Origin of the sequence: Neobacillus sp. SuZ13 (assembly GCF_030123365.1) — a bacterium.
Classification (GTDB): domain Bacteria; phylum Bacillota; class Bacilli; order Bacillales; family Cytobacillaceae; genus Neobacillus.
Map to the genome: position 1 here is coordinate 2,532,071 of NZ_CP126107.1, position 24,867 is coordinate 2,556,937.

A 24,867-nucleotide genomic window follows, 5' to 3' on the forward strand; every position below is an offset into this window, starting at 1 on the left:
GGCTCCCCAGTCTCTATACAACTCTTTATTGGTTTGTTACTTCACCCCGCCAGGGCCTACCCGACGACTTACTGTATCGGTTTTAGAAGGGTCAGTCTCTGAAGTACTAGTGAAAGTAAGGCTTGTTGGGACTGGCTCAGGGGAGGTTTTACTTGCAGCCGGGATTTTTACAAAAACAGGTACAGTTACGGTTTGACCGGCTTCTACCTCTATTACATTATTCTGGACCCTTAATTCCCAACCTGCGTCTGTTTTGGCATTTAGGCGGATAAGATCGGTCGCTGATCCAGTGTTTGTCACATTGAAATGATAAACAGCAATCCTGCCTGGAGCAGCTTTTTCCATAGTACTAACGGCAGCAGTTACTCCACGTTTAAACGCACCAGCACCATCCATATTTCGTACGGCTACACGATAGGAAAGTGCGCCTTGTTTGTCATATTTCTTTCCTAAAATATAAAAGTGAAGTCGGTTAGCTTCATCTTTGTACTCACTAACAACTCCATCACCAGTTCCAGCTTTGAAAAGAGAGTCGGCTAGCTGTTGGAAATCACCGACAGACATCTTGGCAACGCTACCATCCAGCCGCGTGAAATCAACTTGATTAATATCATCTTTATGTGAATCAATTACCCAGATATTGGGTGCGGACTCGCTGTTCTTGGTCTTGGCTAAAAGGACACCTGAATCAGGGACAAAGGAGTCAAAGCCTACCCGGTCTACCACTTCAACTGTATAGTTATTGTACCATTTTGCACCACGCTGCATATCGGCACGCCAATCGTCATTTAAGGAGTTCACTGGTGTTAGGTCCTCCATACTAATATTAATACCGTGGATCGCGGAACGGCCAAATTCACTGCCAGCTGGTACCTCACGGGCAAGAATATCAGTGAATACTGGACCTGTAGTTGCTAGTTCGTCGCGGTTTAGACTGAGGTACTGATCCTCTGAAAGAAAGCCCTGTTTGATTTTATTACGAAGCATATGATGGGATGGGGCCGATGCACCTAAAGGTGATGGAACCATCCAACGTGTGTGAGGCCCCCCAGGACCATTAAAGCTTCCACGGCTCATTAATTCCCATGGTCCCGAGTAAGACCTCGAAACAGGAATACCATACGGATTATTATAGTTATCCCCAAGACTCATAATATGGCCGAACTCGTGAGCAAACGTACCCATACCATCGTTTTCACCTTGAATAGACGTTCCTCCGCCGGCGCTTGACCAAATGCTCTTGGCAGCATACCAAGATGTCCATGGTACATAACGGGTTTTGGCAGAGTTTGGCATTCCATCAACATTTGGGCCAAATGGTGCAGTTACGGAATCTTGGTTTTGAAACTTCATTTCGCCTAATTCCTGCCAGACACCTGATTCATCATAACCTGCATGGATGACAAACCTGAAGTCAAAGGTTTCACCAGATGCAGCAATATCGGCTGAAGCTTTTTGAACAGCTTCACTCCTTAGATTTCTCGGTGTGGATCCTGGTGGCATATTTACTTGCTGTCCGAACTCATTCAGACCATATTCGTATTCGTTCCCATCCATTTTATAGGGGCCGAATGCTTTAAGCTCAATTTTCCATTTTCCGAACGAATTCTCTCTCCAATACTCATTTACGGTTCGATAGTTATTCAATGCAGAAGGTTTATTGAGGAAGTCTTCCCAGAACTTTGGAATCTGATCGCGTGGAATATTTCCAGTCCCGATCGGGTTACCGGCGATTTCTGATCCTTCGGGCTGGCTTAAAATAAATTCTCTATCTTGGAAGTCCACTATAATTAATGCACCCTTAATAACTCTTTCCGGCTCAATGTCTGAAGTCTGCCAGTCGATTCCCGGTACGGGGCGGTAATCGCTCCATGCCATATCGCGGGGCAGGGTCCAGGATTGTGAATCAACTGGTTCAGGGAATTCCGTTAATCCTGGTTTTTCTGCATACGCGGTTGTTGAAACTGCTAATAGTATTAAACCTACCAAAAAGCTGAGAGACCTTTTAATTTGCCTCACAAAAACCAACCTCCTAAATTGTATTTCTGTACAGGAAAATAATAGCATTATCTGATTATTTCGAATATAGAAATAAATATAATTGTAAAAAAGAGGAATTAAGACATGGCAGATTGGTTTCCTTTTAATAGATTCATAGGAAAATAAGTATAGTGGACCCGACGGTCATGTGGAAATTTTGACCTACATATCAGAAAAGTAAATTGAGAATGATTTTCTTTTGCTTTCTAAAATAGTCAAGTTTATATTAGAAAAGCACAAACATAAAGTAACATTAAATAAAAGAAAATTTTTTACCCCCGTATCTTTTCATCCAGCTTAAAACGTTTAAAGGGTAGAGAGTGCAAAAGGAGTGAAATCAATGTCACACAAGCTAGAAATTGACTGCATAGATGGGGAGCAAGAAATTGGGTTTGGGGAGGAATTTTGGATTGAGAATTATCCAAAACTTCGACGCTATTGTCACTTTATCGCCCAAAATGGTTGGGATGGAGACGAAATCGCACAGGAGACTTTTATCAAAGCTTTAAAATATCGCAGCCACCAGCAAAAGGTGACGACAGCATTAATAAATAAGATCGCCTATAATCATTGGGTGGATATGCTGCGAAAAAGAAAGAATGAAACCGTGGAAGCTGATCTTGATTTTGCCAATGATGCTTTCATTCATAAACCAGATGAGACAAGGGAAGCGGTTGATCAACTGCTGAAAAACTTCACACCTAACCAAGCAATCATCTTTTTGTTAAAAGAGGGCTTTCAATATCAATTAAAAGAAATCGCCTCAATTTTGGACTCGACAGAAATGGCAGTGAAGGCAAATCTTCATCGCGCCAAAAAGCGGCTGGAAAAGGCAAACGAAGAGAGGCAGTTTCATTCAGTGGATTTGTTTTGGAATGAGGAAGAAAGGGAGCATCTCTCAGACCTTTTTTATGAGGCTTTAAAAAATCAAGATCCAACCATCCTCATTCAATCGATTCGTTCACGATCAACTAATAGTCAGGCCCCTAAACTTGATTCTGGAAAAATACGTACCAAACCAACTTTTACTCCTTCAAGCACTCTCTGTATGGCTGCCTAGCCAAATCGCTTTCAAGGAGGGATTGGAATGAGTACCATTCCATATGTAATTGAACAATCGAATCGTGGAGAACGTTCATATGATATTTACTCTAGACTGTTAAAGGACCGAATTATCATCATTGGTGATGAAATAAATGAACATACGGCCAATAGTGTCGTCGCACAATTATTATTTTTAGCAGCAGACGCCCCTGATAAAGAAATTTCCCTCTATATCAATAGTCCAGGAGGTTTAACGACCGCGGGTTTCGCCATCTTTGACACCATGCAATACATTAAGCCTGACGTGAGGACGATCTGTACAGGGATGGCTGCCTCTTTCGGGGCGATGCTACTTCTTGCAGGGAAAAAAGGAAAACGTTATGCTTTGCCAAATAGTGAAATTATGATTCATCAGCCATTAGGAGGAGCAAAAGGGCAGGCAACAGAAATCGAAATATCCGCACGAAGAATTTTAAAGCTTAGAGAGCATATCAACCAAATTATTTCAGAACGGACCGGACAACCGCTTGAAAAAGTAGCAAAGGATACTGATCGAGATTTCTTCATGAGTGCCGAAGAAGCGAAAGAGTATGGAATCATTGATGAGATTCTTTATCCAAAATGAATTTGAAGTTGTTTTCAAAATTAACAAAGCTGCCAATGAAAAAATTAATGGGTTCCGTATTCGGGTGCTATCTTATTAAAAGACACAAGAATTGACGTATGAATTGGCATACGTCTTTTTCTTTATTTATCAAGGTGTTTACGAAATTTCATTTACTTTGACATAGCAATTCCCTCATCTAGGATCAAGATGCTCTGGGCTTTTGGGGGGAATCAAGTTAAGCACACAAGCTGGAAAATAGACGTAATATTCCACTTAATTCGTAATTATTATTAAAAAAGGCTTAAATAAATGGAGAGATTCCGCCTATTGACTCGAAAAATTCGAAAATAGGAGATTTCGCCTTGTAACCGGAAAAACTCCCCTTATTTTCCCCGAAAGAGCTCCATTCTGCATTTAACCGGAAAAACTCCGCTTATTGTACTTTTGCAGATTACAACTTTTCAATACTAATCCTCACTATAAAAAATATAAAATCTGACCGCAATGCATTAAAATGATGTTCTCTTAGATTTTTGAGATTTAAATAAGATGCCTTGGCCTTAACAAGTACAAAAAGATTTTTTTTTCATCAAACCGTTTTAAAACATAGTCCGTTTCCTTTAATGTAAACAACCATATTTGAGGAGGAACTTAAATGAAAAAGTACGCTTATTTCTTTACCATTTTCTTTTTAATCTTTTTGTTAGCTGCTTGCAGTAATGGGACAAAGGAAACTACAAAAGAGGATAAACCAAAAAGTGACACCTCAACTAATGATAAAGGGAGTACAAATGCGAGTTTACAATTGTTAGAGAATGAAAAGGTAGGCAAATACTTAGCAGATTCAAAAGGAATGACATTGTACTATTTTACAAAAGATCAAATGGGCAAGAGTGTATGTAGTGGAGATTGTTTAGTAAATTGGCCGGCGTTTACAGCCACAGATTTCGATGTTCCAGAAGGTTTTAACAAAAGTGATTTTGGTACAATCAAGCGAGAAGATAATGGAGCGGAACAAGTGACGTACAAAGGGTATCCAATTACTGGATAAAAGATAAAGCAAAAGGCGATGTAATAGGTCAGGGTGTAGGAGATGTGTGGTTTATTGTGAATGCAGAAACCACTTTCAAATAGAATTATACTTTTACCAGTATATTTCGTTTAAGAAAGCTGCCAATGGCAGCTTTTTTGTGTGAAACGGAAAATACACTAGCAAAAATCCAGGTAATAGGTTAATATTTTCCAATAAAAGGTCCTAAGGGGGGATGTTGTTTGGAAATAAAACTCGATGATTTAACCGGAGCAGATATTGCAAAATTGATTGGTGAACATCTTCATAATATGACACTGAATTCGCCGCCGGAAAGTATCCATGCCCTAAATCTTAATCAATTGCAAAAACCGGAGATTACTTTTTGGAGTGCATGGGAAGGGAAGGAATTACTTGGGTGCGGGGCATTAAAAGAACTTGATCGGCAACATGGGGAAATCAAATCGATGCGAACCTCATCCTCGCACCTAAGAAAAGGAGTAGCTAAACAGATGCTCCAACATATTGTTGAAGAAGCAAAACAGCGCGGCTACAATAGACTAAGTTTAGAAACGGGTTCAATGAATGCTTTTGAGCCTGCGAGAATGCTCTATGCCAGCTTCGGGTTCCACTATTGCCATCCATTTTCGGATTATACCGAGGACCCCAATAGCGTATTTATGACAATGGAATTATAAGTATGTTGGGAGGAATCGATATTGGATAATGAATTAAAAGAGGTTATCAAAAAATAAATAGAAAAAGGAGTTGGTTATCTGCCAAAGCAGGAATCAACTCCTTTTTTATAAACTAGCACAATTGGGCCCAAATTGTTGATCGGTCTTCCACGTTATTTTCAATGATGGAGTAGGCTGCATTCGTAATGGCTTCTGATAGGGTTTTACCAGTGGCACGGATATCATTGAAGCTAGCTTCAGATTCTCCATTAGATGAAAATGTATAGCCATAATCCTTTAATCTGTCTACAATAAGCATGGCATGGTCAAGATTATGCTCAGGTTGAAAATCCGATTCATGGATGAATGTAGCTTTTTCATAATCATACCACCGATCCCACCGATTTAACTTCCAACCTAGAATTCTCCGTGCAATTGAATCAGTCTTGTTCATATCAATTACCCCTTTTCTCCAATTTTTTAGATTTAGTCTATCTGTTATGTAACAGTATGTTTAATATGGTTATATTGTATAACACGAGAAATAATTTGACTACTATTTATTTGAATTTTTGAAAAATAATTTTCTGTAGGGGAGAGTATTATTTGGCCATCTTATTTGATGATAAATGTTATAATATGGATATTGAAGGGGAGGGATTTAATGGATACTTCTAACAAAGATACAATTCAAGAAACTGCAATAGACAACGATCACCGTTTGGAAGATAGGACTCCTTTTAATGATGTCATCAAGCACGGTGATATTGTACAAGGTTTTCAAGCCCCAAAGAGAGTAGAACAAATGCCAAAATGGTATCGGAATCCCCGCAGAATTCTTATAACCATCAGCCTCATTATTTTCATAGGAGTCGTAATCTATCAATTGATTGATTTTTTTATCTCGATTAACTCTTAGAATCGATTTTTTACACATTTTAATAAAGAAAGAGGTGAACAATGCACCTCTCCATGATTCTGTAGATGGCTACTTTTCACGATGGGGAAACATTTGGTGCCATTGCTGCCACGTACCATGTGGATGTTGATTATGCCACTGCTCCCATGGCATAAATTGGGATTGGGATTGACCATGCCCGTGAGTCATTCATTTCACCTACTATATAATAAATTCTATATTGATTATGCAAAGCATGTTTTGAAGGGGATATTTCTGGGAAATTTAGGCCGGATTAACGAATATTTCAGCGTGTGAGATATAAAACACGGCTGTCCATACTTAGAATATGTAAACATAAAAAGAACGCACATATTAGATTACATCTAACATGTACGTTCTTTTTTAATGTTTATCGCTTTTTCTTTTTGGAATTATCGACAACAAATTTACTTTTTTTATTAACGACCTCTAAGGTAACTTGAACATGAACATGTAGTTCATCAACATTTTTAACACTAGAAACCTTTGCTTTACGTCCTTTAATTTTTAACTCTTCACCTTCGGTTGGAACCCGTTGAAGCAGCTGAGTTAATAAAACATTATTGTTTTCAATAAAATGAACAGCATACATGTTGGTCTCACCTATTTCTTATGGTATGTGATTCATAAAAAATGCTCATATAAAATATATGAGTTAGTTGAAGTACACATTACTAATAAAAAATATTTGAAAACGGCTGTCCGAATCAACGGACGAAATGGGTGAGATTAGAAGTTTACTATTAATATATAATTATGGTAAAAATAGGTATAGATTTATTTGTTAATAATGGGGTGAAATATGGAAAATCAAAATGCATCTTTAAGTAGACAATATGATATCGATTGGATTCGCGTTTTAGCCACAATGGGAGTATTCCTTTATCACTGCTCTATGTTTTTTAATCCATTTCCTTGGCATGTTAAAAATAATCAGTTGGATTCAAGTAGTATTTTAGTATTTTCGCTGTTTGTCGGGGCCTGGATCATGCCGATCTTTTTCGCCATTTCGGGGATCAATGTGTCTTATGCATTAAAAAAGCGGCAAACATCCAATTATCTCAAAGAACGACTGATTAGACTAGGGGTACCCCTTGTGTTCGGAGTATTTATCTTAACTCCTCCGCAAATCTTTATGGAACGTATGGCCAACAACCAGTTTAGTGGTACCTTCCTAGAATTTTTGCCACATTACTTTGATGGCATATATTTAGATTTTGGGGGAACAGGTAATTTCGCTTTCTTTGGATTACATTTATGGTATTTACTCGTGCTACTAGTCTTCTCCTTTATTACGTTACCATTATTTAAAATAGTCCCTAACGGAAGAACATTTGGAATCATGCATCTTTATATACTGCCATTAATTCTAATTATCACTGGATTAATAAAAACACAAGGATTAGGCGGGTGGGACCTCGTTTTCTATCTAGTCATCTTAGTTTTTGGCTATTATTTTTTCTCGAGTTCAGCTTTTAAACCAATATTAAAATCAACCATAAAATTACACTTTATTTTGGCTGCAATAACTTCAGCCCTTTACATTGTGTGGTTTATGATGGCCTTCCCACAACCTGGCTCCGTGCAAGCTCTTATCTTTTATGCCGTAAGAACACTTAATTGTTGGAGCTTGCTATTATGTATCTTCTTTCTGGCAGACAAATATTTATCTTTTTCCAATGGTTTCCTAAAGTATGCAAGTGAAGCTTCTATGCCGTTTTATGTCCTACATCAACCGATAATTGTAATTTTAGGCTATTTCATCCGTGAACTATCCTGGCCAATCCCGGTTAAGCTTATTTTTTTAATTCCTGTTTCTTTCACTTTAATTATGATTTGTTATCATTTTATCATTCGACGAGTTCAGCTTTTAAGATTTTTATTTGGGATGAAGGGACATGAAAATAAAAGTATAACTTTTTCAAAAAATAAAGGAGTAACTATTCATGGAAATCCGGCCAATAAAAATTAGTGATGCCGAGCGATTTGTGCATCTAATAAAAAAAGTGGAGAGTGAATCCCCATTCATGCTCTATGAAGCAGGGGAGAGAATGATTGAACTGAAGCAACAAGAAAAAAGAATAGAAACGATGCAAAAAGAGGGCAATTCTACTATTTTTGTAGCCGAAGTAAATACTGAATTAATAGGATATCTTATTGCGATGGGTGGAAATGCCAAAAGGAACAAACATTCTGTATATGTAGTTATTGGAATCTTAACTCAGTATCAGGGGACTGGAATAGGAACTAAACTGTTTGCATATTTAGAGGACTGGGCAGCGGACCATCATGTGCATCGCCTTGAACTAACCGTCATCTCTAGAAATGAAGCAGGTGTAAGGTTATATAAAAAAATGGGCTTTGAAATTGAAGGCACGAAAAGACATTCGTTGTTCATTGACGGTAAATTTGAGGATGAATACCATATGTCTAAACTTTTATTATACAAGGAATGAAATTTAACAAAGCCTATTTTAAAGGGGATAAGAGTATGTCGGTATCGTTTATTTTTGATATGGATGGAACACTATTTCAAACAAACAAAATATTAGAAATCTCTCTTCAAGAAACGTTTGATTATCTGAGAACTCTGGATTTATGGGAAAAAGAAACACCCATTGAAAAATATCGTGAAATTATGGGTGTGCCCTTACCAGTAGTTTGGGAAACCTTATTACCTGACCACAACCAAATCGTCAGAGAGCTAGCTAATGAATTTTTCCATGAGAAACTAATTGCTAATATTAACGTAGGTCATGGTGCGCTATATCCGTATGTAAAGGAAGTTTTCAGTTTTTTAAAGGATCAGGATTGTTCCATCTACATAGCAAGTAATGGTCAAGTAGAATATCTAAATACGATTGTAAAATATTATAACTTAGAACATTGGGTCACTGAGACATTTAGTATTCAACAAATAGACACTCAAAACAAAGCTGACTTAGTTCAAGCCATCATTAAAAAGTATCATATTGACAAAGGTGCGGTAGTTGGTGATCGATTATCCGATATTAATGCGGCTAAAAGCAATGGATTAATTGCCATCGGATGCAACTTTGACTTTGCTCAAGAGGAAGAGATGTCTCAAGCAGACATAAAGATTGATAGTTTACAGGAATTAATAAGTTTGGAGTACATCTTAAACTAAAAAATTTAATCAGAATAATCCGAGAGGGGAACTTTAATTTGAGTGGGATTGCAATGACGCCAGAACCACCTTATTACGCAGTTATTTTTTCATCACAACGAACAGAAGGGGACAGAGGGTATGGAAGAATGGCGGATAAAATGGTGGAGTTAGCCGCAAAGCAAAAGGGATTCTTAGGTGTGGAGAGTGTGAGGGATGATCAGTTAGGAATTACAGTTTCCTATTGGGATACTTTAGAGTCCATCAAAGAGTGGAAGGAACATGCCGCCCACAAAATAGCACAAGAAAAAGGGAAATCAGAATGGTACAAAAGCTTTTCCCTTAGAGTTTGCCGTGTTGAGAGAGATAATTTTTTTGAAATGTAAAATTGTCGATCAGGTAGGGGAATGAGTAGAAGTTTATTTTTAAAAAGTTTCATCTGCCATAGAAAGCAGGTGAAACTTTTTTTTAGACTAATATCTTCACATCTATAATTCTTACAAAACGTACCAAAGATGAATCAATCTTAAAAGTACCTTGATCATTTTTCACAATAAAGTATTTATTTTGATTCAGCTTTTCAACTACTTCTTGTTCAACCTCTTCTTTTTTGACATTAGATTCTTTAATTAATTTTTCGATAATTATTTCGTGATCAAACGTATAGCAAACTGTATATTCTTTCAAACTAATAACCCTTTCTATAATTAATATGTAGATACTATTTCTTTTCGACTTTAACTAACCCACTGCCTAAATTATTCTTTTCGAAATAACATATGACGACATCATGAACTTGTATCTTATCACCGGAAAGGATGTTCTTAGAAGAAAAAATAATGTCTGTTCCGTCCTCGCTGTTTCCGTAATATTTATTTCCTTTAATTTTGGTAATCTTGTATTCTACTGTAGTGTATTTAGAGGAACTTTGATTTTTAGATATTGAATCACTAACAGGAGCTGAAGTATGATCTTTTACTAATACTAAAGCTAATAATATTGATGAGAGCACCAAAAGGATGATTACTCTTTTTAACATTGGTTCTCAACCTCCTTCTATGTATTTTAAGAGATATGCAGGGAAAGTAAATCCTCCTATTTTCCTTTAGTCTTTAGTCCTATGCCAAAATTCAAGCCCAAAAGAAATTTTAATAATGAGAACAAAACAAGTCTTTGAAAAGTAATAAGCCTCAGCACTAGGCCGAAGCTCATTTTACATTTTTTACATCAACTTCAAATGCTGATCTCCAAAAAAGCCCTTCAATATATAATCTCCATCAGGGACATTCAGTCTTTTAAAACCCAACAAAAACTCCCTATTGTCATAAGGCACTTCTCTGAAAGCAACGGACACTTCTCCCTGATCACCGATTGTCAGCACGGCATAGGCTGCTAATGGCTGATAGTTGCAGCCCAAGGAGCTTGGATTGAGATAAAGTCGCCCATTTGATTTAAAGTGGTGGATGACATGATGGTGTCCAAAACAAACGATATCAGCGGTAGAAGTTCGGTAATGTTCATCAAGCTTCGCTTCGGTGGGTTCTTTATCTAATGGGATAAACACATGTTGGTCACTTAAATGGTAATGAACAAAAAACAATTTTTTATCATTATAAACGGCATCTAGAGTCACAGGAATCTCATCTAAAAACGGGATAAACTTCCGGTCAATGTGTTTTGCAATCCATTGGTGATGGACTTTTTCTTTACCTCTGCTGTAGGGTTCTCTACCAGCAATGATATCCATTATAGCTTCATCATGATTTCCCATAACAAAAGAAATATCAGTACGTGAGGTTAACAGCCGAAGAACCTCGTTCGTTTCATACCCAATCCCGATCAAATCACCTAAACAATAAATATGCTCGGTCGTTTTGTCCTTATCAATATCATTCAAAACAGCCTTTAAGGCTGAAAAATTCCCGTGAATATCAGTTATGATTGCTATTTTATGTTCCATAATCAAATCTCCGTTTTTCATATAGTTTAACTACTTGTATCAAATAAAATACAAATAATTGAAACCATGAATCTAAGGAGTGTTTACGGTCTTCCCGATTCCGACTTTAAAGATCCATCTAAGAATTGGAGGAACGACAAAGTAAATAAAAAGTAGGCGAAAGATTTGAAAGCCGGTAACCATTGATAAATCGGCATGGATGGCATGTGCGAGAATTCCCATCTGATCCATTCCACCAGGAGCTAAGGCTAAAAAACTGGTCGAATGGTTAATATGATAAAAACTAACCAACAGTATACTTAACCCGATGGAGACCAGGATCATGACCATCCCACTAATGAGTGCAAGCGAAATAATTTTTGTTTTATGTTCCAGTTTCTCAGGTTTTAATAGCAGACCAATATAAGCACCAATAAAAAATTGGGAGGCATCCAGTAAAGTTGGAGGTAACGCTGGTCCTTGTAATCCCATTAAATTGAAGATTGCTGTTCCTAATATTGGCCCTAGTAAGTAGGGAGTAGGAAAGTGAAGTTTCCTAGCAAGTAAAGCACAAACCACACAAATTAAACCAAACCAAATAACGTTAGGAAAAAAGGGCCAAGGGGAGATAGCACCTCCAGTAACCAAGTCAGACACTGTGTCGGAAGTATTATTAAAAAATGGTCCGAAGATAAGAAAGGGAACAAAGAATATAATCATAATCAATCGAGCAACTTGAAGAAACGTTACAGTAGTCATGTTAATTCCTTTTAATTCTTCTGCAAAGATTATCATTTGTGAAAGCCCGCCCGGAATACTGCCAATCAGGACGGTCGGATAATCGACCCCTGACAGTTTAGATACCACAAAAGCGATTCCAGCACAAAAACAAACAAGCAATACCGTCATCAATAACATGGAAGGCAGTTTTGCCACGATTTCAAGGAGTGCTTCTTTAGTGAACGATAGACCAATGGAATATCCGACAATCACTAAGCCGGTATCTCGAATCATCTTTGGCCAGTAAAACTGAACTTTTCCGAACCGAGAGCCAATTAAAACTGCTGTCATTGGTCCAAGCAGCCAAGGAATTGGTGAATGGATGATGGAGAATATGAAACCTCCGATTAAGGAGGTTACCAATGTAATACAGAATCGAACCCTTATATCGTCAATAGTAAAATTCATCAAAGAAACCCTTCTGTCTAAAGAAATTGTTTACTGTTCACGCCTTTGACATAATTTTAACATGATGTGGAAAATTAATCTAAACTTAAGTATTTTAGAGTGGGTTTACACATAATAAAGGAGAAAAGTTATCCAATATATTCTTAAAAGGAGAGTAATATATGAAAGCACCACTTATATTAGGACTCGGTATTACCTTCTTCTTTTTCGTCCCTCTAGGAATCTATACGAATATCTTCCCGTTTGTCACGATTGGGTTAACTGGTGCTGGTTTATCCTTTACTTTATATAGTTTAAAAATAAAAAACGACTGGAAAGGCTTTAACAGGTTGCAAAAATTACCCTTTATTGGCTCATCAGTTGTTTGGATCTACCGTTTAGGTATTCTTGGACTTGGTGCCGTAGCCTTATATAGTGCTACTTCATTTTGGGCGGATTCACCTGCTTACATTAAAAAGAATTACGCGAAAATAGAAGGGATTCCATCAAAAATTGTTTATGAGAAAGCTACATTAAAGAGTCAAATAGAAGGAACGATTACAGTTATCATTAATAACAAACGACTAAGCATTGCTCCGAATCCACATTATCCGATCAAAAACAATGTGGAAGGCCGCCATTTCCTGATTAACTATCTGCCAAACACCGAATGGGTCATGGACTATACAATCGAATAAATGAAAAAAACTAGGAAACTCACCGTTCTGTTTCCTAGTTTTTTTTCATTAATTTACTTGTGTCTGGTGAACGACTTCCTTACGTTGTTCAATGATCATTAATCCGCCGAATAATCCCAGAAGGGAGAAAAGAACAGGGATCATAAAACCATAATGGTAGCCTACACTGCTTGTGGATGCATGGAAATGGTCTAATACTTTCCCGAAAATACTTGGTAAAAGGACAGCACTTAAAAATCCGCCCATATTGGCAAAACCGGAAACCACTCCGACCTCTTTGATATCAAAGGATTTTCTGACAATCGCAAAGGTTAAAGCACTCGCCCCATTTCCATACCCAATAATAAAGAAAATAATCGTAAGCATCAGGATTGGCGGCTTTCCGTTCATAATTAAAAATGACATCCAGGATAAAGCTACAATACAGTGAACAAAAACGTAGAGTCGTTTAATTGAGTCAAAGCGGCTGGAAATCCAGCTGGTTAAAGGAGCACCAATAATAGCTCCGATAAGACCAATCATAATCAGCTGACTTGAATCTGAACGTGACAACCCATAAACATGCATCCCATAAGGGACAGCCCACGAACCAATAAATCCTACATACGTACCAACAGCACCAAAGTGACAAAAGAATGCGGCCCATGCTTGACGTGTGGTAAAAATCCGACGTAGCAAAATCAGCGTATTTTCACGTGGTTTTTTGGGTTTATTACTAGCTGTACTTTTCCACGTCATTTTTTTAGGTTTTTGTATGAGCACAATATAAAGTAAGACGCTGCAAAGAATTAATAGGATTCCTGTTGTAAAAAAAGGTGCGCGCCACCCGGATAACGTAATCCATGCAGATAGTGGTACGGTCGCTAACAAAAAGCCAAAGCTTCCTGCCATTCCCGCGATACCTAGTAATCCAACAAATTCTCTTACTTTAAACCACTGACTGAGGATCAACACTAAATTAACCCATATCGCCGCATCACCCATACCTACCAATAATCTAGCCAAAAGAAACACGACTTCATGTGAGGCCGTACTATAAATTAACGTACCTATCCCTGTAAGCAGCGCCCCAATCACTAGAAAGAAATTAGGACCAAATCGATCGGACAAGATCCCTACAGGAATTTGTAAACCAGCATACGCAAAGAATTGAATACTGGCCAGTAATCCAATCGTAGAGGCGGTTATGTTAAAATCTTTCATTAATTGGTCGGAAATCAATCCGGGGGCTGTACGTTGGCTCACAATTAATAAATATGTTAATAAAACTGACACAAAAACGACCCATCGATACTTGCTATTTTGTTTTTCCAATGATCTCTACTCCTGTTAGTAATAATTTTCTTATTATACTACATAAATTTGGATTTTTGTCTTTTTAGGCACTGACTTTTTAGTGCTACTATTATATTGAAATTTTTAATTCTATGATTAAAAAGTCCTATAATACAAACGCACTAACTTTAAATGGGAAAGGCTCATTTTATCATGAAAATGATGTAAACCCATATACTTAGTTTACACCATTATTAAAGGGGGAATTGGTTCATGAATCAACAAACCTTAATATTGGATTTAGATGACACTTTAATTCATTGCAATAAATACTTTGTAGAATCTCGAAACAGATTTGCAAATGTGATGAAGAAATGGTTTAAATTAGTTTCTAAACAAGAAATTCTCGACAAGCAATCTGAAATTGACATAAAAGGTGTGGAAAAAAACGGCTTACATTCTTCCTTATATACGCAATCCTTAGTGGCAACCTATCGGTATTTTTGCTTAAGATTTGGAAGGAAACTGAAGGGATCTGAGATAAATCAAATTGAAAAAATTGGTCAAAGTGTTTTTCAACGAAAGGTAAAACCATTTCCATATATGTATGAAATCCTGGATACCTTACAAGCTGACGGACATCAATTGTTATTATTTACAGGAGGGGATGAAGCAAACCAAAGGAGAAAGATTACTCAATTGAGGTTAACGGATTACTTTGAGGACAGAATCTTTATTTTTGAACATAAAAACACCGATGCACTGCAGCAGATTCTAAATAATATCAACACAGATAAAAAGTGTACTTGGATGATTGGTAATTCACTCAAAACGGACATCAAACCGGCGCTTGAACTGGGAATCAATGCGATCCATATTCCTGCTGAGATCGAGTGGAGCTATAATATTGTCGATATCGAAATCGAACCAAGCGGGACTTACGCTCAATTAAAATCACTTGTACATTTGCCAGAGTTTATCAGGGAACAAGCATATAATACTGCGATAAATAGGGGAAGGAGTTCTGTCAAAGAAATTCTGACAGTATACTTAAATAAAGAGGTTAAAGCCTAAACGAATGAAGTAGAGTGGTTTCCAAATGGGTACCACTCTTTATTTGTTTAAAAAGTTAATTTGTTAGAATAGTAGTTATGGCTTATTTAGAGTATAATAAAGGTATCTATCGTAGTAAGGAGATACCTACATGAGCATTAAACCAAAAAAGTATAATTTTTTTCAACGATTTGGACGTGCTTTTAAGTTAAATATTATTAAACTGCTTAGGTCTCCTGGTGGAGCTAAAAAAGTATCCTTAGGATTCGCCCTTGGCCTTGGCTTAGAAATGTTGGTTCTGTCAACAGGATCACTTATCTATATATTTTTTGTTCCGATTGTCCGTTTAGCGAAAGGCTCATTACCTGCATCAATTATTGGGAATGTAATTGGAAAATTAACACTGCTCCCAGTCATTTTGTTACCTTTTGCAAAAACATTAGGGAAATTTCTTTTTCCAATGAAGGTTCATATCGGGCACCATTCCTCTTTTTCGTTTAAAAAATTAATCCATGGGGATTTCCATACGCTCGTAAGTATCCTTCATGGAGGAATCCATACGTTAATAGGAATGTCGATATTCGGGTTAATCCTTGGGGTTTGTTCTTATTTTATTGTGTATCATTTTTATGAAAAGGAAAAGGCAAAAAGGCAAAAAAGAAGACGGGATAAACGTGAAGTTCCTCTTAATTCAATCAACCAAACTTATATATAAGCAGCCCAGAATAGAAAACGTCTTCAGAGGAAGGTGTTTTCTTTTTTTAGCTTGGATTAATCTTTTCCGAAGAATGTACATATTAATAGTTGAGGTGAAAATTGTGGAAATATTAAATTCCAAATTTGATTTACATACCCATCACGAAAGATGCGGTCATGCTCGTGGGAAAATACGTGATTATATTGAAGCCGCAATTGAAAGAGGATTAAATGTAATCGGTATAGCTGATCATTCCCCATACTTCAGCAGTGAGGAGGATCAACTCCATCCCAATATCGCCATGGCAAAAAGTGCGTTTCCCGAATATGTGAACGAAGTCCTTCAGTTAAAACAAGTCTATAGAGGGAAAATCGACGTGCTGCTCGGGGTAGAGTCGGATTTCTTCCCTGAGTCAGTTGACATTTACCGCTCCTGTTTTGAACCATATCCTTTTGACTACATCATTGGATCTGTTCATTATGTGGACGGAGTAAGTATTTTTAATAAAAAGCGATGGAACGGCCTGACTGATAAAGAAAAGATCAAATCGAAAGAAAATTACTATTCGCTAATTGAGCAATCCGCACGAAGTGGTATGTTTCAAATCCTCGGCCATATTGACGCCATGAAAGGATTTTATCCTGCTTTTTCATCCATTCAGACAGCTGCGGTCGAACATACCCTGAAAGTGATAGGAGAAAATGATATTGCAATTGAAATCAACACCTCTGGAAAAACCAAGGACGTTGGCGGCTGGTATCCGTCAGACGATATTCTTGAAATGGCTCTACACTATGGTGTGAAAGTAACCTTTGGATCCGATGCTCATGATCCGCATCGAGTAGGGGACGATTTTGATCTTGTTCAGCAACGTCTCAAGGAAATTGGATTCAAGGAATGGGTATATTTTAAGAACAAAGAAAGAGTGTTAGTAAGGATTTAGAATATTTCCGTATAATTTTACAAACACTACCTGTAAAAAGGGGTGTAACCATGGACAAAGAAAAAAAGAATGTACCACAGGAATTTCAGAATACTATTAAAGATAATAAAAATAGCAAAACCAGTCTTACAGCAAACTTAGAGGATAATGATATTCAGCCAGAGAGTGCAATTATCATTGGTGGCGGAGATCCAAATTTATCTCCAGATGCCGACCGACCGCTGATATGATTGAAAGGACACCTTTCCACATTTATTTGAATAGTGGAAGGGTGTTTTTTTATTCGTAAATTGTCTGCAATCTTGCTTTCCATTATGATGAATAAGGGGAAATTTTAATGGACTCAATGGAGGAAATAAATGAAGTTCAAAAAAGGATTAAAAAGATTCGGATTATTTCTGATTTTATTAATTGTATTTATGTTCTTTAATAATAGTTCTATATTAACAAAGAATCGTAAGGGAGAACCGCTCTTATTGGCACACCGCGGGCTTGGACAAACTTTTCCGATGAAAGGGATTGAGTGGGATACCTGTACAGCGGAGCGTATTTATAAACCCGAGCATCCCTACTTAGAAAACACGCTGTCGTCTATGAAGGCTGCCTATGATACCGGTGCTGACCTTGTCGAATTAGATATTAAACCAACAAAAGATGGTCAATTTGCCGTGTTTCATGACGAAACCCTTGAGTGCCGCACAAATGTAAAAGGGTCTACTAAAGACTACACAATGGCAGAATTAAAAGAGGTCGATATTGGTTACGGATATACAGCAGATAACGGTAAGACTTTTCCATTTCGGGGAAAAGGAGTGGGATTAATGCCGTCACTAGACGAGGTGATGACGCATTTTGCTGATAAACCATTCCTGATACATATTAAAAACGCAGACCCAAAAGAGGGGACGATGCTTGCTGGATTTCTATCGAAACTACCGAAAAAACGCCTGGATCAGCTTACTGTTTACGGGGATGATCAGCCGATTGCTGCATTAAAAGAACAGCTTCCAGGGCTAAGAATGATGTCAATGGCTACGCTAAAAAGCTGTTTGATCCCGTATTTAGGTGTGGGATGGACAGGTTATATCCCATCTGCCTGTAAGAATACGCAATTACATATACCTGAGAAATATGCACCACTGTTATGGGGCTGGCCGAATAAATTTTTAAACCGTATGGATAATGTTAACACCAGAGTCCTTGTGGTTGCAGGGGATGGAGGCTGGTCTGAAGGCTTTGATTCAGCGGATGACCTAAAACGACTTCCAGATCACTTTACAGGAGGAATATGGACCAATCGAATTGATAGAATTGCCCCGTTAGTTAAGGAGGAAGGGCAATAGTGATAATCTTGTCATAAGGACCAACCGAATGGGATCGGTCCTTATGAATTTATTTTTACCTCCTAAATGCGAACCACACGACCCTTAAACACGTTTTTCCAATATCCTTTTGTCATATCGGCGACCGCAACACCTGTTGAACTTTGGGAACCAATAAATTTCCCATTGCCAAGGTAAATTCCAACATGGCCGTCTTTTTTGTAGGTATCAAAGAAAACAAGGTCACCTGGCCGAATATCTTCGGGAGAAACTTGCCTGCCATCATTTTTAATGGTCGACGTCGAGGTGCCGATTTCAATGCCAGCTTGCGCAAATGCCCAATGGACAAAGCCAGAGCAATCAAATCTTCCACGGGCAATATCATCTTTATTTCTTCCGCCGCCCAACACATAAACAGAGTTACCAACATACTTATGTCCAGCATTAATGACAGTCCCTATATAGTCACTTACATTTTCCGAGGCTACATTTATGTATGTTTCACCCTTTTTATTATCCTTCTCCTTACTATTAATCTTAACCTTTTCTTTGTTTCTTATTTTCTTTTTATGTTGTTCTCTAAGCATCTCGTATTCAATTTCTTGTTTTTTTAGATTAGAACTTACTGTTTCTATTTTTCTCTTCATAGTTTTGAGGTCGGTTAGTTTTTTTTCTAAAGAGATCTTTTTGCGGTTGTATTCCTGTTGTTGTGTTTCCTGCTGTTCGAGTAGATCTTGATCTGCCTCAGCAATGGCTGCAACCGCACCAACACGATCCACAAAATCACTTAAACTTGTTGCCCCTAGGAGTACATCGAGATAGGCAATATGCTTGTCAGTTTGTTGATAGGATCGAGCACGTTCTCGTAAGATACTTTTTCGCTTATCCATATCCTTTGTTAAACTCCGAAGCTCTTTTTCGAGCTGTTTGACTTCTGTTTTGGCTTGTTTTCGTTCGGACTTAATATTTTTTATTTCTAGGTCATTTGCTTGTATGGTCTTGGAAACCCGATTTAATTGGCTAGTTATGCTTAAAAAATTTCCTTGAAGTGTAGGATAGTCATGTTGAGTTGTATGAGGAGTTTGTATGTCAGTTACAGATTCCGCCTGAACCTTTTGTATCCAATTCCCAGCAACAGTAAACATAATGGCAAAACAAACCATAGTAAGTATCTTTTTGATCACCTTACACCACTACTTTCCACTCTATTGTTTTCTAAATGTTCGCACTATTAAATCTATAAAAATTGTAGCAAAACATTCTATCAATAGTGTTATAGGGCTATTACATTTAAATAACAAATAATAGTAGAAAGGTAGGATAAAATAACCGAAGGAAATGAGTCTTCCTTCGGTTTTATACTGAACTTTTTCTAAATTGATGTTTAAATTGATCAATCATTTGCTCTGAAATGGCGGTATAACCAGCCACATTTGGATGGACACCATCAGGGGAAAGATTTTGCAGATGGTCACCGTTAATGACCTTCGTGGTTTCAACGACTATCGACCCTGGGACTTTGTTCGCAGCTTCATAAATATTAAGATTCCATTTCGGCAGCATTTTATCTGCCAGTGGATACAATTGGTCATCAGGTGATAATGGATTGTACAATTCTAAGAATACAATCGTGGCGTTCGGATTAAGCATGGTAATTTTCTTCGTGATGTTGGTTAAATTTTTCGAGAAATTGTTCTTTAATTGGTCGTAGCCTTGAATCACCGAACGAATATCTTGCCCGTTAGCCATTTGTAAGATATCATTTCCGCCCACATTAATCGTGACAATGTCTGACTGCTTGATTGCTTCATCATAACGACCTTCCTGAACCAGTTCGTTTAATTCATTACTGGTAATTCCGTTGATCCCTTCGTTTTGTGTGACTATTTTTTTTGAAGTTTGTGTTGCCAATTTTTTAGAAAATAGACTAACAAAGTTCTCGTCCTTTGGTGCACCGACTCCGCGAATGATAGAATCGCCAATAGCCAGATGGTGAATTTGAGCCTTTTGTGTATTTCGATAATAATTAATAAAAGAGGTTTGGTTCGAACTTTTGCTCACCACAACCGCGTGTTTTTTCATTTGATGTATTTGATACTGAGGATAATAAATCCATGCAGAAATACCAAGTCCAATGAGCATTACAAAAACAAACAGATATTTTACTAATTTCATACCATCCACTCCTTGAATATTCTATTATATCAAGAATAACAAGTGAAATAAGTAGGATGTGTTTTCCAGTTAGAAGGAGGATGAAAGTCAAATCTCTTTTAAGGGGCAATAGAAAAGGTGATCATACGGATGATGATGACCAAACGTCTACGGAAGACCAAAGAAAAAGGTCATCATCCAGTCGATGATGACCAAACGTCTTTGAAGACCATATAAAAAAGGTCGTCATGCAGTCGATGATGACTAAATCTCTTTTGAAGGGCCATAGAAAATGTCGTCATACGGGTGATGATGACCTGACGTCTACGGAAGACCAAAGAAAAAGGTCATCATCCAGTCGATGATGACCAAATCTCTTTTGAAAACCAAAGAAAAAGGTCATCAAACAGGCGATGATGACCAAATCTCTTTAGAAAACCAAAGAAAAAAGTCATCAAACAGGCGATGATGACCAAACGTCTACGGAAGACTATAGAAAAAAGTCATCATACGTGTGATGATGACCAAACGTTTATGCAAGACCAAAGAAAAAAGTCATCATACGGGCGATGATGACCAGACGTCTACGGAAGACCAAAGAAAAAGGTCATCATCCAGTCGATGATGACCTATTCTCTTCGAAAAATCATAGAGATAGTTCATCATACCGATGATGACCAGACCTCTTCGGAAAATCAGCAGCTATATTACCCTATCTAAACATCCTGTTTACGGAATTAGTAAAGTCATTCCACAGGCCATCTCTGTTAGTTCCAGTACGAATGTCATTGGAATAGTTTGTCATTTGACCGAAAGTATCGGTATCGTAAGAAATATATACATTGTCGATGCTGCGATCAGCTGCACGAACTTGGTTTATTATTTTTTGATCTAATGTATTGTTCCCGCGTGCATTTAGATCATTGGCACGGTTAATACGAGCGTTTGTTCTTGTTCCAGTGGTTCCAGTAATGGTAGCGTTGTTGCGATTACCGGTTGTAGCATGCAAATTGGCAGAACCGTTAGTACCTGTTGTACCGGAATTATAGCCATTTCCATAAGTGGCGTTCATATTTGGACCAGTCCCTGTAGTACCACCACGTGCACGAGCGCCATTTTGAGTCCCCTCTAATCGTACAGCCACATATGCATCATTGTTGCGAATGATCACATTTGCTTGATCAACTTCATTTAAACTTTCCACGTTCCGAATCGCACGGGCTGAAACACGTAAATTTTGGTTAGAAACATTCCTTACATTCACCCCATTAATTGCATTGTTTCTAACGTTATTAACGCCTAAATCGTTGGAATTATTATTGACCGCATTATCATTGTCATTTGCACAGCCAGTTAAACCCAATAAGGTTGTTGCTAAAACAAAAGTCATCCAGCTTTTTCTTACCACAAAAGTCACTCCCTTAAAAAAGTCTTACAAATTTATCGTGACCTGTTTAAGTGAATGTATTCGTGGGTAAATGCAGGTAAATTTTGAGCAGAAACTGGTCAAATGACTGTTTCACCAAGTAGCAGTACTTTTAATTGTTCTTTAGGAAGTTGCTGCTCTTCCCATTCACGGAGTAGACGATCTAAAGCTTCCGGGCCAGTGTCATCGGCTAATCGATATGTACCATAATGCATGGGAACGAAGGACTTTGCCTTTAATTCAATGAAAGCTTTTACACTGTCCTCTGGTGAAATATGTGCAGGGGCCATGAACCATTCCGGTTCAAAGGCGCCAATTGGCATAAACACCGTATCAATGGAATTAAAACGCTCCGCGATTTGTTTGAACCCACTAAAATAACCGGTATCACCGACAAAATACAACGTTTCTAGGGGTGTTTGAAAAATCCACCCTCCCCAATGAGAGGTATTCATATCGGTCAATGATCTTCTTGTCCAATGCTGTGCCGGGACAAAATGAATCGTTATTCCTCCAAGTTCAACACTTTCCCACCAATTCAATTCACTCACCTTCTGATACCCTTTTCTGTTAAAAAGAGCCTTCAAACCAGCAGGGACAAAGTATTGGGGGTTTCCTTTTAGTTTTTTTAAGGTAGGGAAATCCAAATGGTCGTAATGGCCATGAGAAATAACGACCACATCAATTTCTGGCAGGTCTGCTAATGAGATGCCAGGTTCTGTTAATCTTTTTTCTAACCCCATCCGCCTAGCCCAGACAGGGTCAGTAAGTATATTGATTCCATTTAGTTGGATCAAAAAAGTGGAGTGTCCCACCCATGTATAGGATGTCTTACTTTTATTTTCCTGAAGTTCATGTACCTTTTTTAAAGAAGATTGTTCAATGTTAATTGATAAGTCTTTCACTTTCTTTTTCCGTTCTCTTTGCCATTTCCTTAGGTCTTTAAACGATTTGTAACTAGTCACATTATCTAAATTTGAATATATCTTCATTTTTCGTCTCCCCAAATTTCCAACTTTTTTGGTAAGTATAGGATATCACGCTTCATTATAAATTTCCTAAGGAAACAGTCAAGACTTGACCAGAATCATTTTGCAGTGCCAAGTAAATAATACCTTTATGTAACTTACAAAATAATCGGTATAGGAGTACAAAATCAATGGAGAAAACGCGTAGAGGATTGTCCGCATGGCAACTGACTATGATGGCCTTAGGAAGTGTAATTGGGGGGTCCTTTTTTCTGGGATCTTCCGTTGCTATTCATGCAGCTGGACCGTCCATTTTACTTTCATATATTCTAGCGGGTGTATTGGTGTATCTCATCCTTTATGCCTTATCAGAGATGACAGTGGCAAACCCAACGGAAGGATCCTTTAGTACTTTTGCCACTCGAGAGCTAGGTGAGGGGACAGGATTTGTAGTTGGTTGGCTATATTGGACGGGAACGGTTTTATCTATGTCAAGTGAAGCAACAGCCATTTCTATCTTAATCCGCAAATGGGTTCCTAATGTTTCCATTGGTTTGCTGGGTAGTTCGATTATCATCGGTGTTACGCTACTAAACCTATTAGGTGCAGATAAGATAGGTAAACTAGCAAGCGGTCTGTCAGGTATAAAAATATTCGCGATTATTTTTTTCATCATCACAGCAATCGTATTAATCCTCGGATTGCTCCCAGGAACTCCAACCATCGGTGTGGGTGAGTTAAGATCAGAGCCGATTATGCCTGGAGGGGTAAAGGGAATTGCAGGGAGTATGTTGCTGGTGATTTTTGCCTATGCAGGTTTTGAAATCATAGGACTTGCGGCAACGGAGGCTGAAAATCCAAGGGATACCATTCCTAAGGCGATTCGATACACGGTAATTTCTCTTGTCGGTTTATACATTCTCTATGCTGCTGTACTATTACCACTCATTCCGACGGCAACTTTGAACGAAAACATAAGTCCAATGGTCGCTTCATTGGAAAGATGGGGGATTAACTGGGCAGGCAGGGCAATTAATATCGTGTTAATTTCAGCTATTCTCTCAGCGATGCTGGCGTGTATATTTGGTCTTGGAAGAATGATCAGGTCTCTTGGCGATGAAGGACATGCCCCAAATATACTAAGGGATAAAAGCGATGTACCTTACCGCGGGATTTTATTTTCCGGTTTTGCGATGCTTGTCGGCCTAGGATTTGGCCTCTTGTTTCCAAGAGTGTACTTGGTCCTCATTACCACGGGGGGTTTTGCATTAATTTTTACTTATACCGTAATTATGGCAAGTCATATTCGTTTCCGAAAAAGAAATGGATGTCCTCCCGAAGGTATTTGTCAAATGCGCGGGTATCCGTATACTTCTTGGATTGCCTTAATTAGCATGATTATTGTTCTTGTATGTATGCCGTTTATTCCTGGGCAAGGAGTAGGTCTCGTCGCAGGGATTGTCATGGTGGTGGTATATGCCTTAATTTATTATTTAATGAGACTTTACAAGCGATCTAGAGTGGAAACTACCTCGAAAGAAGGGACTTCGATTTTGAAAAAGCAACCAACTCTTTTAACAGAATTTTCGGAGGAATTGAACGGAACAACCGAATCACAAGTCAAATTGAACAGCAGCCAAACAAAAAAGGATAATAAGGAAATGTTTGAGGAAGAAGAACGCGAGCGAGAACACTACGATGGGTGAAGGTTTTTAAAAATAACGCGATGCTTCTGCCAATGAAGCATCGCATTTATTTTT

General features: G+C 37.9%; 26 protein-coding genes and 2 pseudogenes. 16 read left to right on the forward strand and 12 right to left on the reverse strand.

All coding sequences use genetic code 11. From position 1 onward, the window contains the following. Positions 1 to 36: 36 nt before the first annotated feature. Positions 37 to 2,019 (reverse strand): M6 family metalloprotease domain-containing protein, encoded by a 1,983-nt coding sequence (locus QNH17_RS12145; protein WP_283878917.1) that lies wholly within the window; start codon positions 2,017 to 2,019, stop codon positions 37 to 39. 361 nt (positions 2,020 to 2,380) lie between these two features. Here QNH17_RS12145 and QNH17_RS12150 point away from each other — a divergent pair, with 361 nt between their 5' ends. The 4 genes and pseudogenes from QNH17_RS12150 to QNH17_RS12165 all read left to right on the forward strand — a co-directional run bounded on the left by QNH17_RS12150 (position 2,381) and on the right by QNH17_RS12165 (position 5,419). Further along, positions 2,381 to 3,100, forward strand: a complete 720-nt coding sequence (locus tag QNH17_RS12150; RefSeq protein ID WP_283878918.1) for a sigma-70 family RNA polymerase sigma factor — start codon at positions 2,381 to 2,383, stop codon at positions 3,098 to 3,100. Positions 3,101 to 3,127: 27 nt separating this feature from the next. Further along, positions 3,128 to 3,709: an ATP-dependent Clp endopeptidase proteolytic subunit ClpP gene (clpP, locus tag QNH17_RS12155; protein ID WP_283878919.1), complete on the forward strand. Its 582-nt coding sequence runs from the start codon at positions 3,128 to 3,130 to the stop codon at positions 3,707 to 3,709. A gap of 637 nt (positions 3,710 to 4,346) precedes the next feature. Continuing rightward, a pseudogene (locus tag QNH17_RS12160) lies at positions 4,347 to 4,825 on the forward strand (COG4315 family predicted lipoprotein). A gap of 138 nt (positions 4,826 to 4,963) precedes the next feature. Then, complete coding sequence (locus QNH17_RS12165; RefSeq protein ID WP_283878920.1) at positions 4,964 to 5,419, forward strand: GNAT family N-acetyltransferase; 456 nt, start codon at positions 4,964 to 4,966, stop codon at positions 5,417 to 5,419. Between the two features lie 112 nt (positions 5,420 to 5,531). Here QNH17_RS12165 and QNH17_RS12170 read toward each other — a convergent pair whose 3' ends face one another. Beyond that, the gene (locus QNH17_RS12170; RefSeq protein WP_283878921.1) at positions 5,532 to 5,852 is read right to left on the reverse strand and encodes a BC1872 family protein; all 321 of its coding nucleotides are present in this window, start codon (positions 5,850 to 5,852) and stop codon (positions 5,532 to 5,534) included. Between the two features lie 210 nt (positions 5,853 to 6,062). Between QNH17_RS12170 and QNH17_RS12175 the strand changes: the two genes are divergently transcribed. Next, positions 6,063 to 6,317: a hypothetical protein gene (locus QNH17_RS12175; protein WP_283878922.1), complete on the forward strand. Its 255-nt coding sequence runs from the start codon at positions 6,063 to 6,065 to the stop codon at positions 6,315 to 6,317. 391 nt (positions 6,318 to 6,708) lie between these two features. Here QNH17_RS12175 and QNH17_RS12180 read toward each other — a convergent pair whose 3' ends face one another. Further along, positions 6,709 to 6,930, reverse strand: coding sequence for a hypothetical protein (locus tag QNH17_RS12180; protein ID WP_283878923.1), 222 nt, complete (start codon positions 6,928 to 6,930; stop codon positions 6,709 to 6,711). A gap of 210 nt (positions 6,931 to 7,140) precedes the next feature. Between QNH17_RS12180 and QNH17_RS12185 the strand changes: the two genes are divergently transcribed. The 4 genes and pseudogenes from QNH17_RS12185 (at position 7,141) to QNH17_RS12200 (ending at position 9,851) form a co-directional block, all read left to right on the forward strand. After that, positions 7,141 to 8,310, forward strand: coding sequence for an acyltransferase family protein (locus QNH17_RS12185; protein WP_283878924.1), 1,170 nt, complete (start codon positions 7,141 to 7,143; stop codon positions 8,308 to 8,310). Next, positions 8,285 to 8,794 carry a GNAT family N-acetyltransferase gene (locus QNH17_RS12190; protein ID WP_283878925.1) on the forward strand — a complete coding sequence of 170 codons (510 nt, stop codon included), beginning with the start codon at positions 8,285 to 8,287 and terminating at the stop codon, positions 8,792 to 8,794. Before QNH17_RS12185 ends, QNH17_RS12190 begins: the two co-directional genes overlap by 26 nt. Positions 8,795 to 8,814: 20 nt before the next feature. Next, positions 8,815 to 9,486: pseudogene (locus tag QNH17_RS12195) on the forward strand (HAD hydrolase-like protein); the annotation flags it as partial. A 38-nt stretch (positions 9,487 to 9,524) separates the two neighbouring features. Then, positions 9,525 to 9,851, forward strand: coding sequence for an antibiotic biosynthesis monooxygenase family protein (locus QNH17_RS12200; protein WP_283878926.1), 327 nt, complete (start codon positions 9,525 to 9,527; stop codon positions 9,849 to 9,851). 82 nt (positions 9,852 to 9,933) lie between these two features. Here QNH17_RS12200 and QNH17_RS12205 read toward each other — a convergent pair whose 3' ends face one another. From QNH17_RS12205 to QNH17_RS12220, 4 genes are all read right to left on the reverse strand, one after another. Further along, complete coding sequence (locus QNH17_RS12205) at positions 9,934 to 10,152, reverse strand: hypothetical protein (protein WP_283878927.1); 219 nt, start codon at positions 10,150 to 10,152, stop codon at positions 9,934 to 9,936. A gap of 34 nt (positions 10,153 to 10,186) precedes the next feature. Then, entirely contained in the window at positions 10,187 to 10,504 is a 318-nt protein-coding gene (locus QNH17_RS12210) for a hypothetical protein (protein WP_283878928.1), read from the reverse strand. Between the two features lie 183 nt (positions 10,505 to 10,687). Continuing rightward, positions 10,688 to 11,425 carry a metallophosphoesterase family protein gene (locus QNH17_RS12215; RefSeq protein WP_283878929.1) on the reverse strand — a complete coding sequence of 246 codons (738 nt, stop codon included), beginning with the start codon at positions 11,423 to 11,425 and terminating at the stop codon, positions 10,688 to 10,690. A gap of 72 nt (positions 11,426 to 11,497) precedes the next feature. Further along, on the reverse strand, positions 11,498 to 12,592 hold the full coding sequence (locus QNH17_RS12220) for an AbrB family transcriptional regulator (protein ID WP_283878930.1): 1,095 nt from the start codon (positions 12,590 to 12,592) through the stop codon (positions 11,498 to 11,500). Positions 12,593 to 12,753: 161 nt separating this feature from the next. Between QNH17_RS12220 and QNH17_RS12225 the strand changes: the two genes are divergently transcribed. After that, positions 12,754 to 13,269 (forward strand): hypothetical protein, encoded by a 516-nt coding sequence (locus tag QNH17_RS12225; RefSeq protein WP_283878931.1) that lies wholly within the window; start codon positions 12,754 to 12,756, stop codon positions 13,267 to 13,269. Between the two features lie 48 nt (positions 13,270 to 13,317). Here QNH17_RS12225 and QNH17_RS12230 read toward each other — a convergent pair whose 3' ends face one another. Then, positions 13,318 to 14,583 (reverse strand): MFS transporter, encoded by a 1,266-nt coding sequence (locus QNH17_RS12230; protein ID WP_283878932.1) that lies wholly within the window; start codon positions 14,581 to 14,583, stop codon positions 13,318 to 13,320. 234 nt (positions 14,584 to 14,817) lie between these two features. Here QNH17_RS12230 and QNH17_RS12235 point away from each other — a divergent pair, with 234 nt between their 5' ends. The 5 genes from QNH17_RS12235 to QNH17_RS12255 all read left to right on the forward strand — a co-directional run bounded on the left by QNH17_RS12235 (position 14,818) and on the right by QNH17_RS12255 (position 18,580). Next, entirely contained in the window at positions 14,818 to 15,618 is an 801-nt protein-coding gene (locus QNH17_RS12235) for an HAD family hydrolase (protein ID WP_283878933.1), read from the forward strand. Positions 15,619 to 15,748: 130 nt separating this feature from the next. After that, positions 15,749 to 16,312: a DUF2062 domain-containing protein gene (locus QNH17_RS12240; protein WP_283878934.1), complete on the forward strand. Its 564-nt coding sequence runs from the start codon at positions 15,749 to 15,751 to the stop codon at positions 16,310 to 16,312. Between the two features lie 103 nt (positions 16,313 to 16,415). After that, complete coding sequence (locus tag QNH17_RS12245; RefSeq protein ID WP_283878935.1) at positions 16,416 to 17,237, forward strand: histidinol-phosphatase; 822 nt, start codon at positions 16,416 to 16,418, stop codon at positions 17,235 to 17,237. Between the two features lie 50 nt (positions 17,238 to 17,287). Then, positions 17,288 to 17,467, forward strand: coding sequence for a hypothetical protein (locus QNH17_RS12250; protein ID WP_283878936.1), 180 nt, complete (start codon positions 17,288 to 17,290; stop codon positions 17,465 to 17,467). A 129-nt stretch (positions 17,468 to 17,596) separates the two neighbouring features. Further along, a complete protein-coding gene (locus tag QNH17_RS12255; protein WP_283878937.1) occupies positions 17,597 to 18,580 on the forward strand; it encodes a glycerophosphodiester phosphodiesterase family protein in 984 nt (327 codons plus the stop codon). Positions 18,581 to 18,642: 62 nt separating this feature from the next. Here QNH17_RS12255 and QNH17_RS12260 read toward each other — a convergent pair whose 3' ends face one another. From QNH17_RS12260 to QNH17_RS12275, 4 genes are all read right to left on the reverse strand, one after another. After that, a complete protein-coding gene (locus QNH17_RS12260) occupies positions 18,643 to 19,743 on the reverse strand; it encodes a C40 family peptidase (RefSeq protein WP_283878938.1) in 1,101 nt (366 codons plus the stop codon). 172 nt (positions 19,744 to 19,915) lie between these two features. After that, the gene (locus QNH17_RS12265) at positions 19,916 to 20,734 is read right to left on the reverse strand and encodes an SGNH/GDSL hydrolase family protein (RefSeq protein WP_283878939.1); all 819 of its coding nucleotides are present in this window, start codon (positions 20,732 to 20,734) and stop codon (positions 19,916 to 19,918) included. A gap of 691 nt (positions 20,735 to 21,425) precedes the next feature. Next, the gene (locus QNH17_RS12270; RefSeq protein WP_283878940.1) at positions 21,426 to 22,121 is read right to left on the reverse strand and encodes a YhcN/YlaJ family sporulation lipoprotein; all 696 of its coding nucleotides are present in this window, start codon (positions 22,119 to 22,121) and stop codon (positions 21,426 to 21,428) included. A 98-nt stretch (positions 22,122 to 22,219) separates the two neighbouring features. Beyond that, the gene (locus tag QNH17_RS12275; protein WP_283878941.1) at positions 22,220 to 23,131 is read right to left on the reverse strand and encodes an MBL fold metallo-hydrolase; all 912 of its coding nucleotides are present in this window, start codon (positions 23,129 to 23,131) and stop codon (positions 22,220 to 22,222) included. Between the two features lie 167 nt (positions 23,132 to 23,298). Here QNH17_RS12275 and QNH17_RS12280 point away from each other — a divergent pair, with 167 nt between their 5' ends. Next, positions 23,299 to 24,813, forward strand: coding sequence for an amino acid permease (locus QNH17_RS12280; RefSeq protein ID WP_283878942.1), 1,515 nt, complete (start codon positions 23,299 to 23,301; stop codon positions 24,811 to 24,813). Positions 24,814 to 24,867 lie beyond the last annotated feature (54 nt).

Coding starts and splice junctions, on each gene's coding strand:
- QNH17_RS12280 (WP_283878942.1), top strand. CDS start 23,299: ATGGAGAAAACGCGTAGAGGATTGTCCGCATGGCAACTGACTATGATG.
- QNH17_RS12175 (WP_283878922.1), top strand. CDS start 6,063: ATGGATACTTCTAACAAAGATACAATTCAAGAAACTGCAATAGACAAC.
- QNH17_RS12180 (WP_283878923.1), bottom strand. CDS start 6,930: ATGTATGCTGTTCATTTTATTGAAAACAATAATGTTTTATTAACTCAG.
- QNH17_RS12235 (WP_283878933.1), top strand. CDS start 14,818: ATGAATCAACAAACCTTAATATTGGATTTAGATGACACTTTAATTCAT.
- QNH17_RS12220 (WP_283878930.1), bottom strand. CDS start 12,592: ATGAATTTTACTATTGACGATATAAGGGTTCGATTCTGTATTACATTG.
- QNH17_RS12170 (WP_283878921.1), bottom strand. CDS start 5,852: ATGAACAAGACTGATTCAATTGCACGGAGAATTCTAGGTTGGAAGTTA.
- clpP (WP_283878919.1), top strand. CDS start 3,128: ATGAGTACCATTCCATATGTAATTGAACAATCGAATCGTGGAGAACGT.
- QNH17_RS12190 (WP_283878925.1), top strand. CDS start 8,285: ATGGAAATCCGGCCAATAAAAATTAGTGATGCCGAGCGATTTGTGCAT.
- QNH17_RS12150 (WP_283878918.1), top strand. CDS start 2,381: ATGTCACACAAGCTAGAAATTGACTGCATAGATGGGGAGCAAGAAATT.
- QNH17_RS12225 (WP_283878931.1), top strand. CDS start 12,754: ATGAAAGCACCACTTATATTAGGACTCGGTATTACCTTCTTCTTTTTC.
- QNH17_RS12255 (WP_283878937.1), top strand. CDS start 17,597: ATGAAGTTCAAAAAAGGATTAAAAAGATTCGGATTATTTCTGATTTTA.
- QNH17_RS12275 (WP_283878941.1), bottom strand. CDS start 23,131: ATGAAGATATATTCAAATTTAGATAATGTGACTAGTTACAAATCGTTT.
- QNH17_RS12185 (WP_283878924.1), top strand. CDS start 7,141: ATGGAAAATCAAAATGCATCTTTAAGTAGACAATATGATATCGATTGG.
- QNH17_RS12240 (WP_283878934.1), top strand. CDS start 15,749: ATGAGCATTAAACCAAAAAAGTATAATTTTTTTCAACGATTTGGACGT.
- QNH17_RS12215 (WP_283878929.1), bottom strand. CDS start 11,425: ATGGAACATAAAATAGCAATCATAACTGATATTCACGGGAATTTTTCA.
- QNH17_RS12210 (WP_283878928.1), bottom strand. CDS start 10,504: ATGTTAAAAAGAGTAATCATCCTTTTGGTGCTCTCATCAATATTATTA.
- QNH17_RS12265 (WP_283878939.1), bottom strand. CDS start 20,734: ATGAAATTAGTAAAATATCTGTTTGTTTTTGTAATGCTCATTGGACTT.
- QNH17_RS12250 (WP_283878936.1), top strand. CDS start 17,288: ATGGACAAAGAAAAAAAGAATGTACCACAGGAATTTCAGAATACTATT.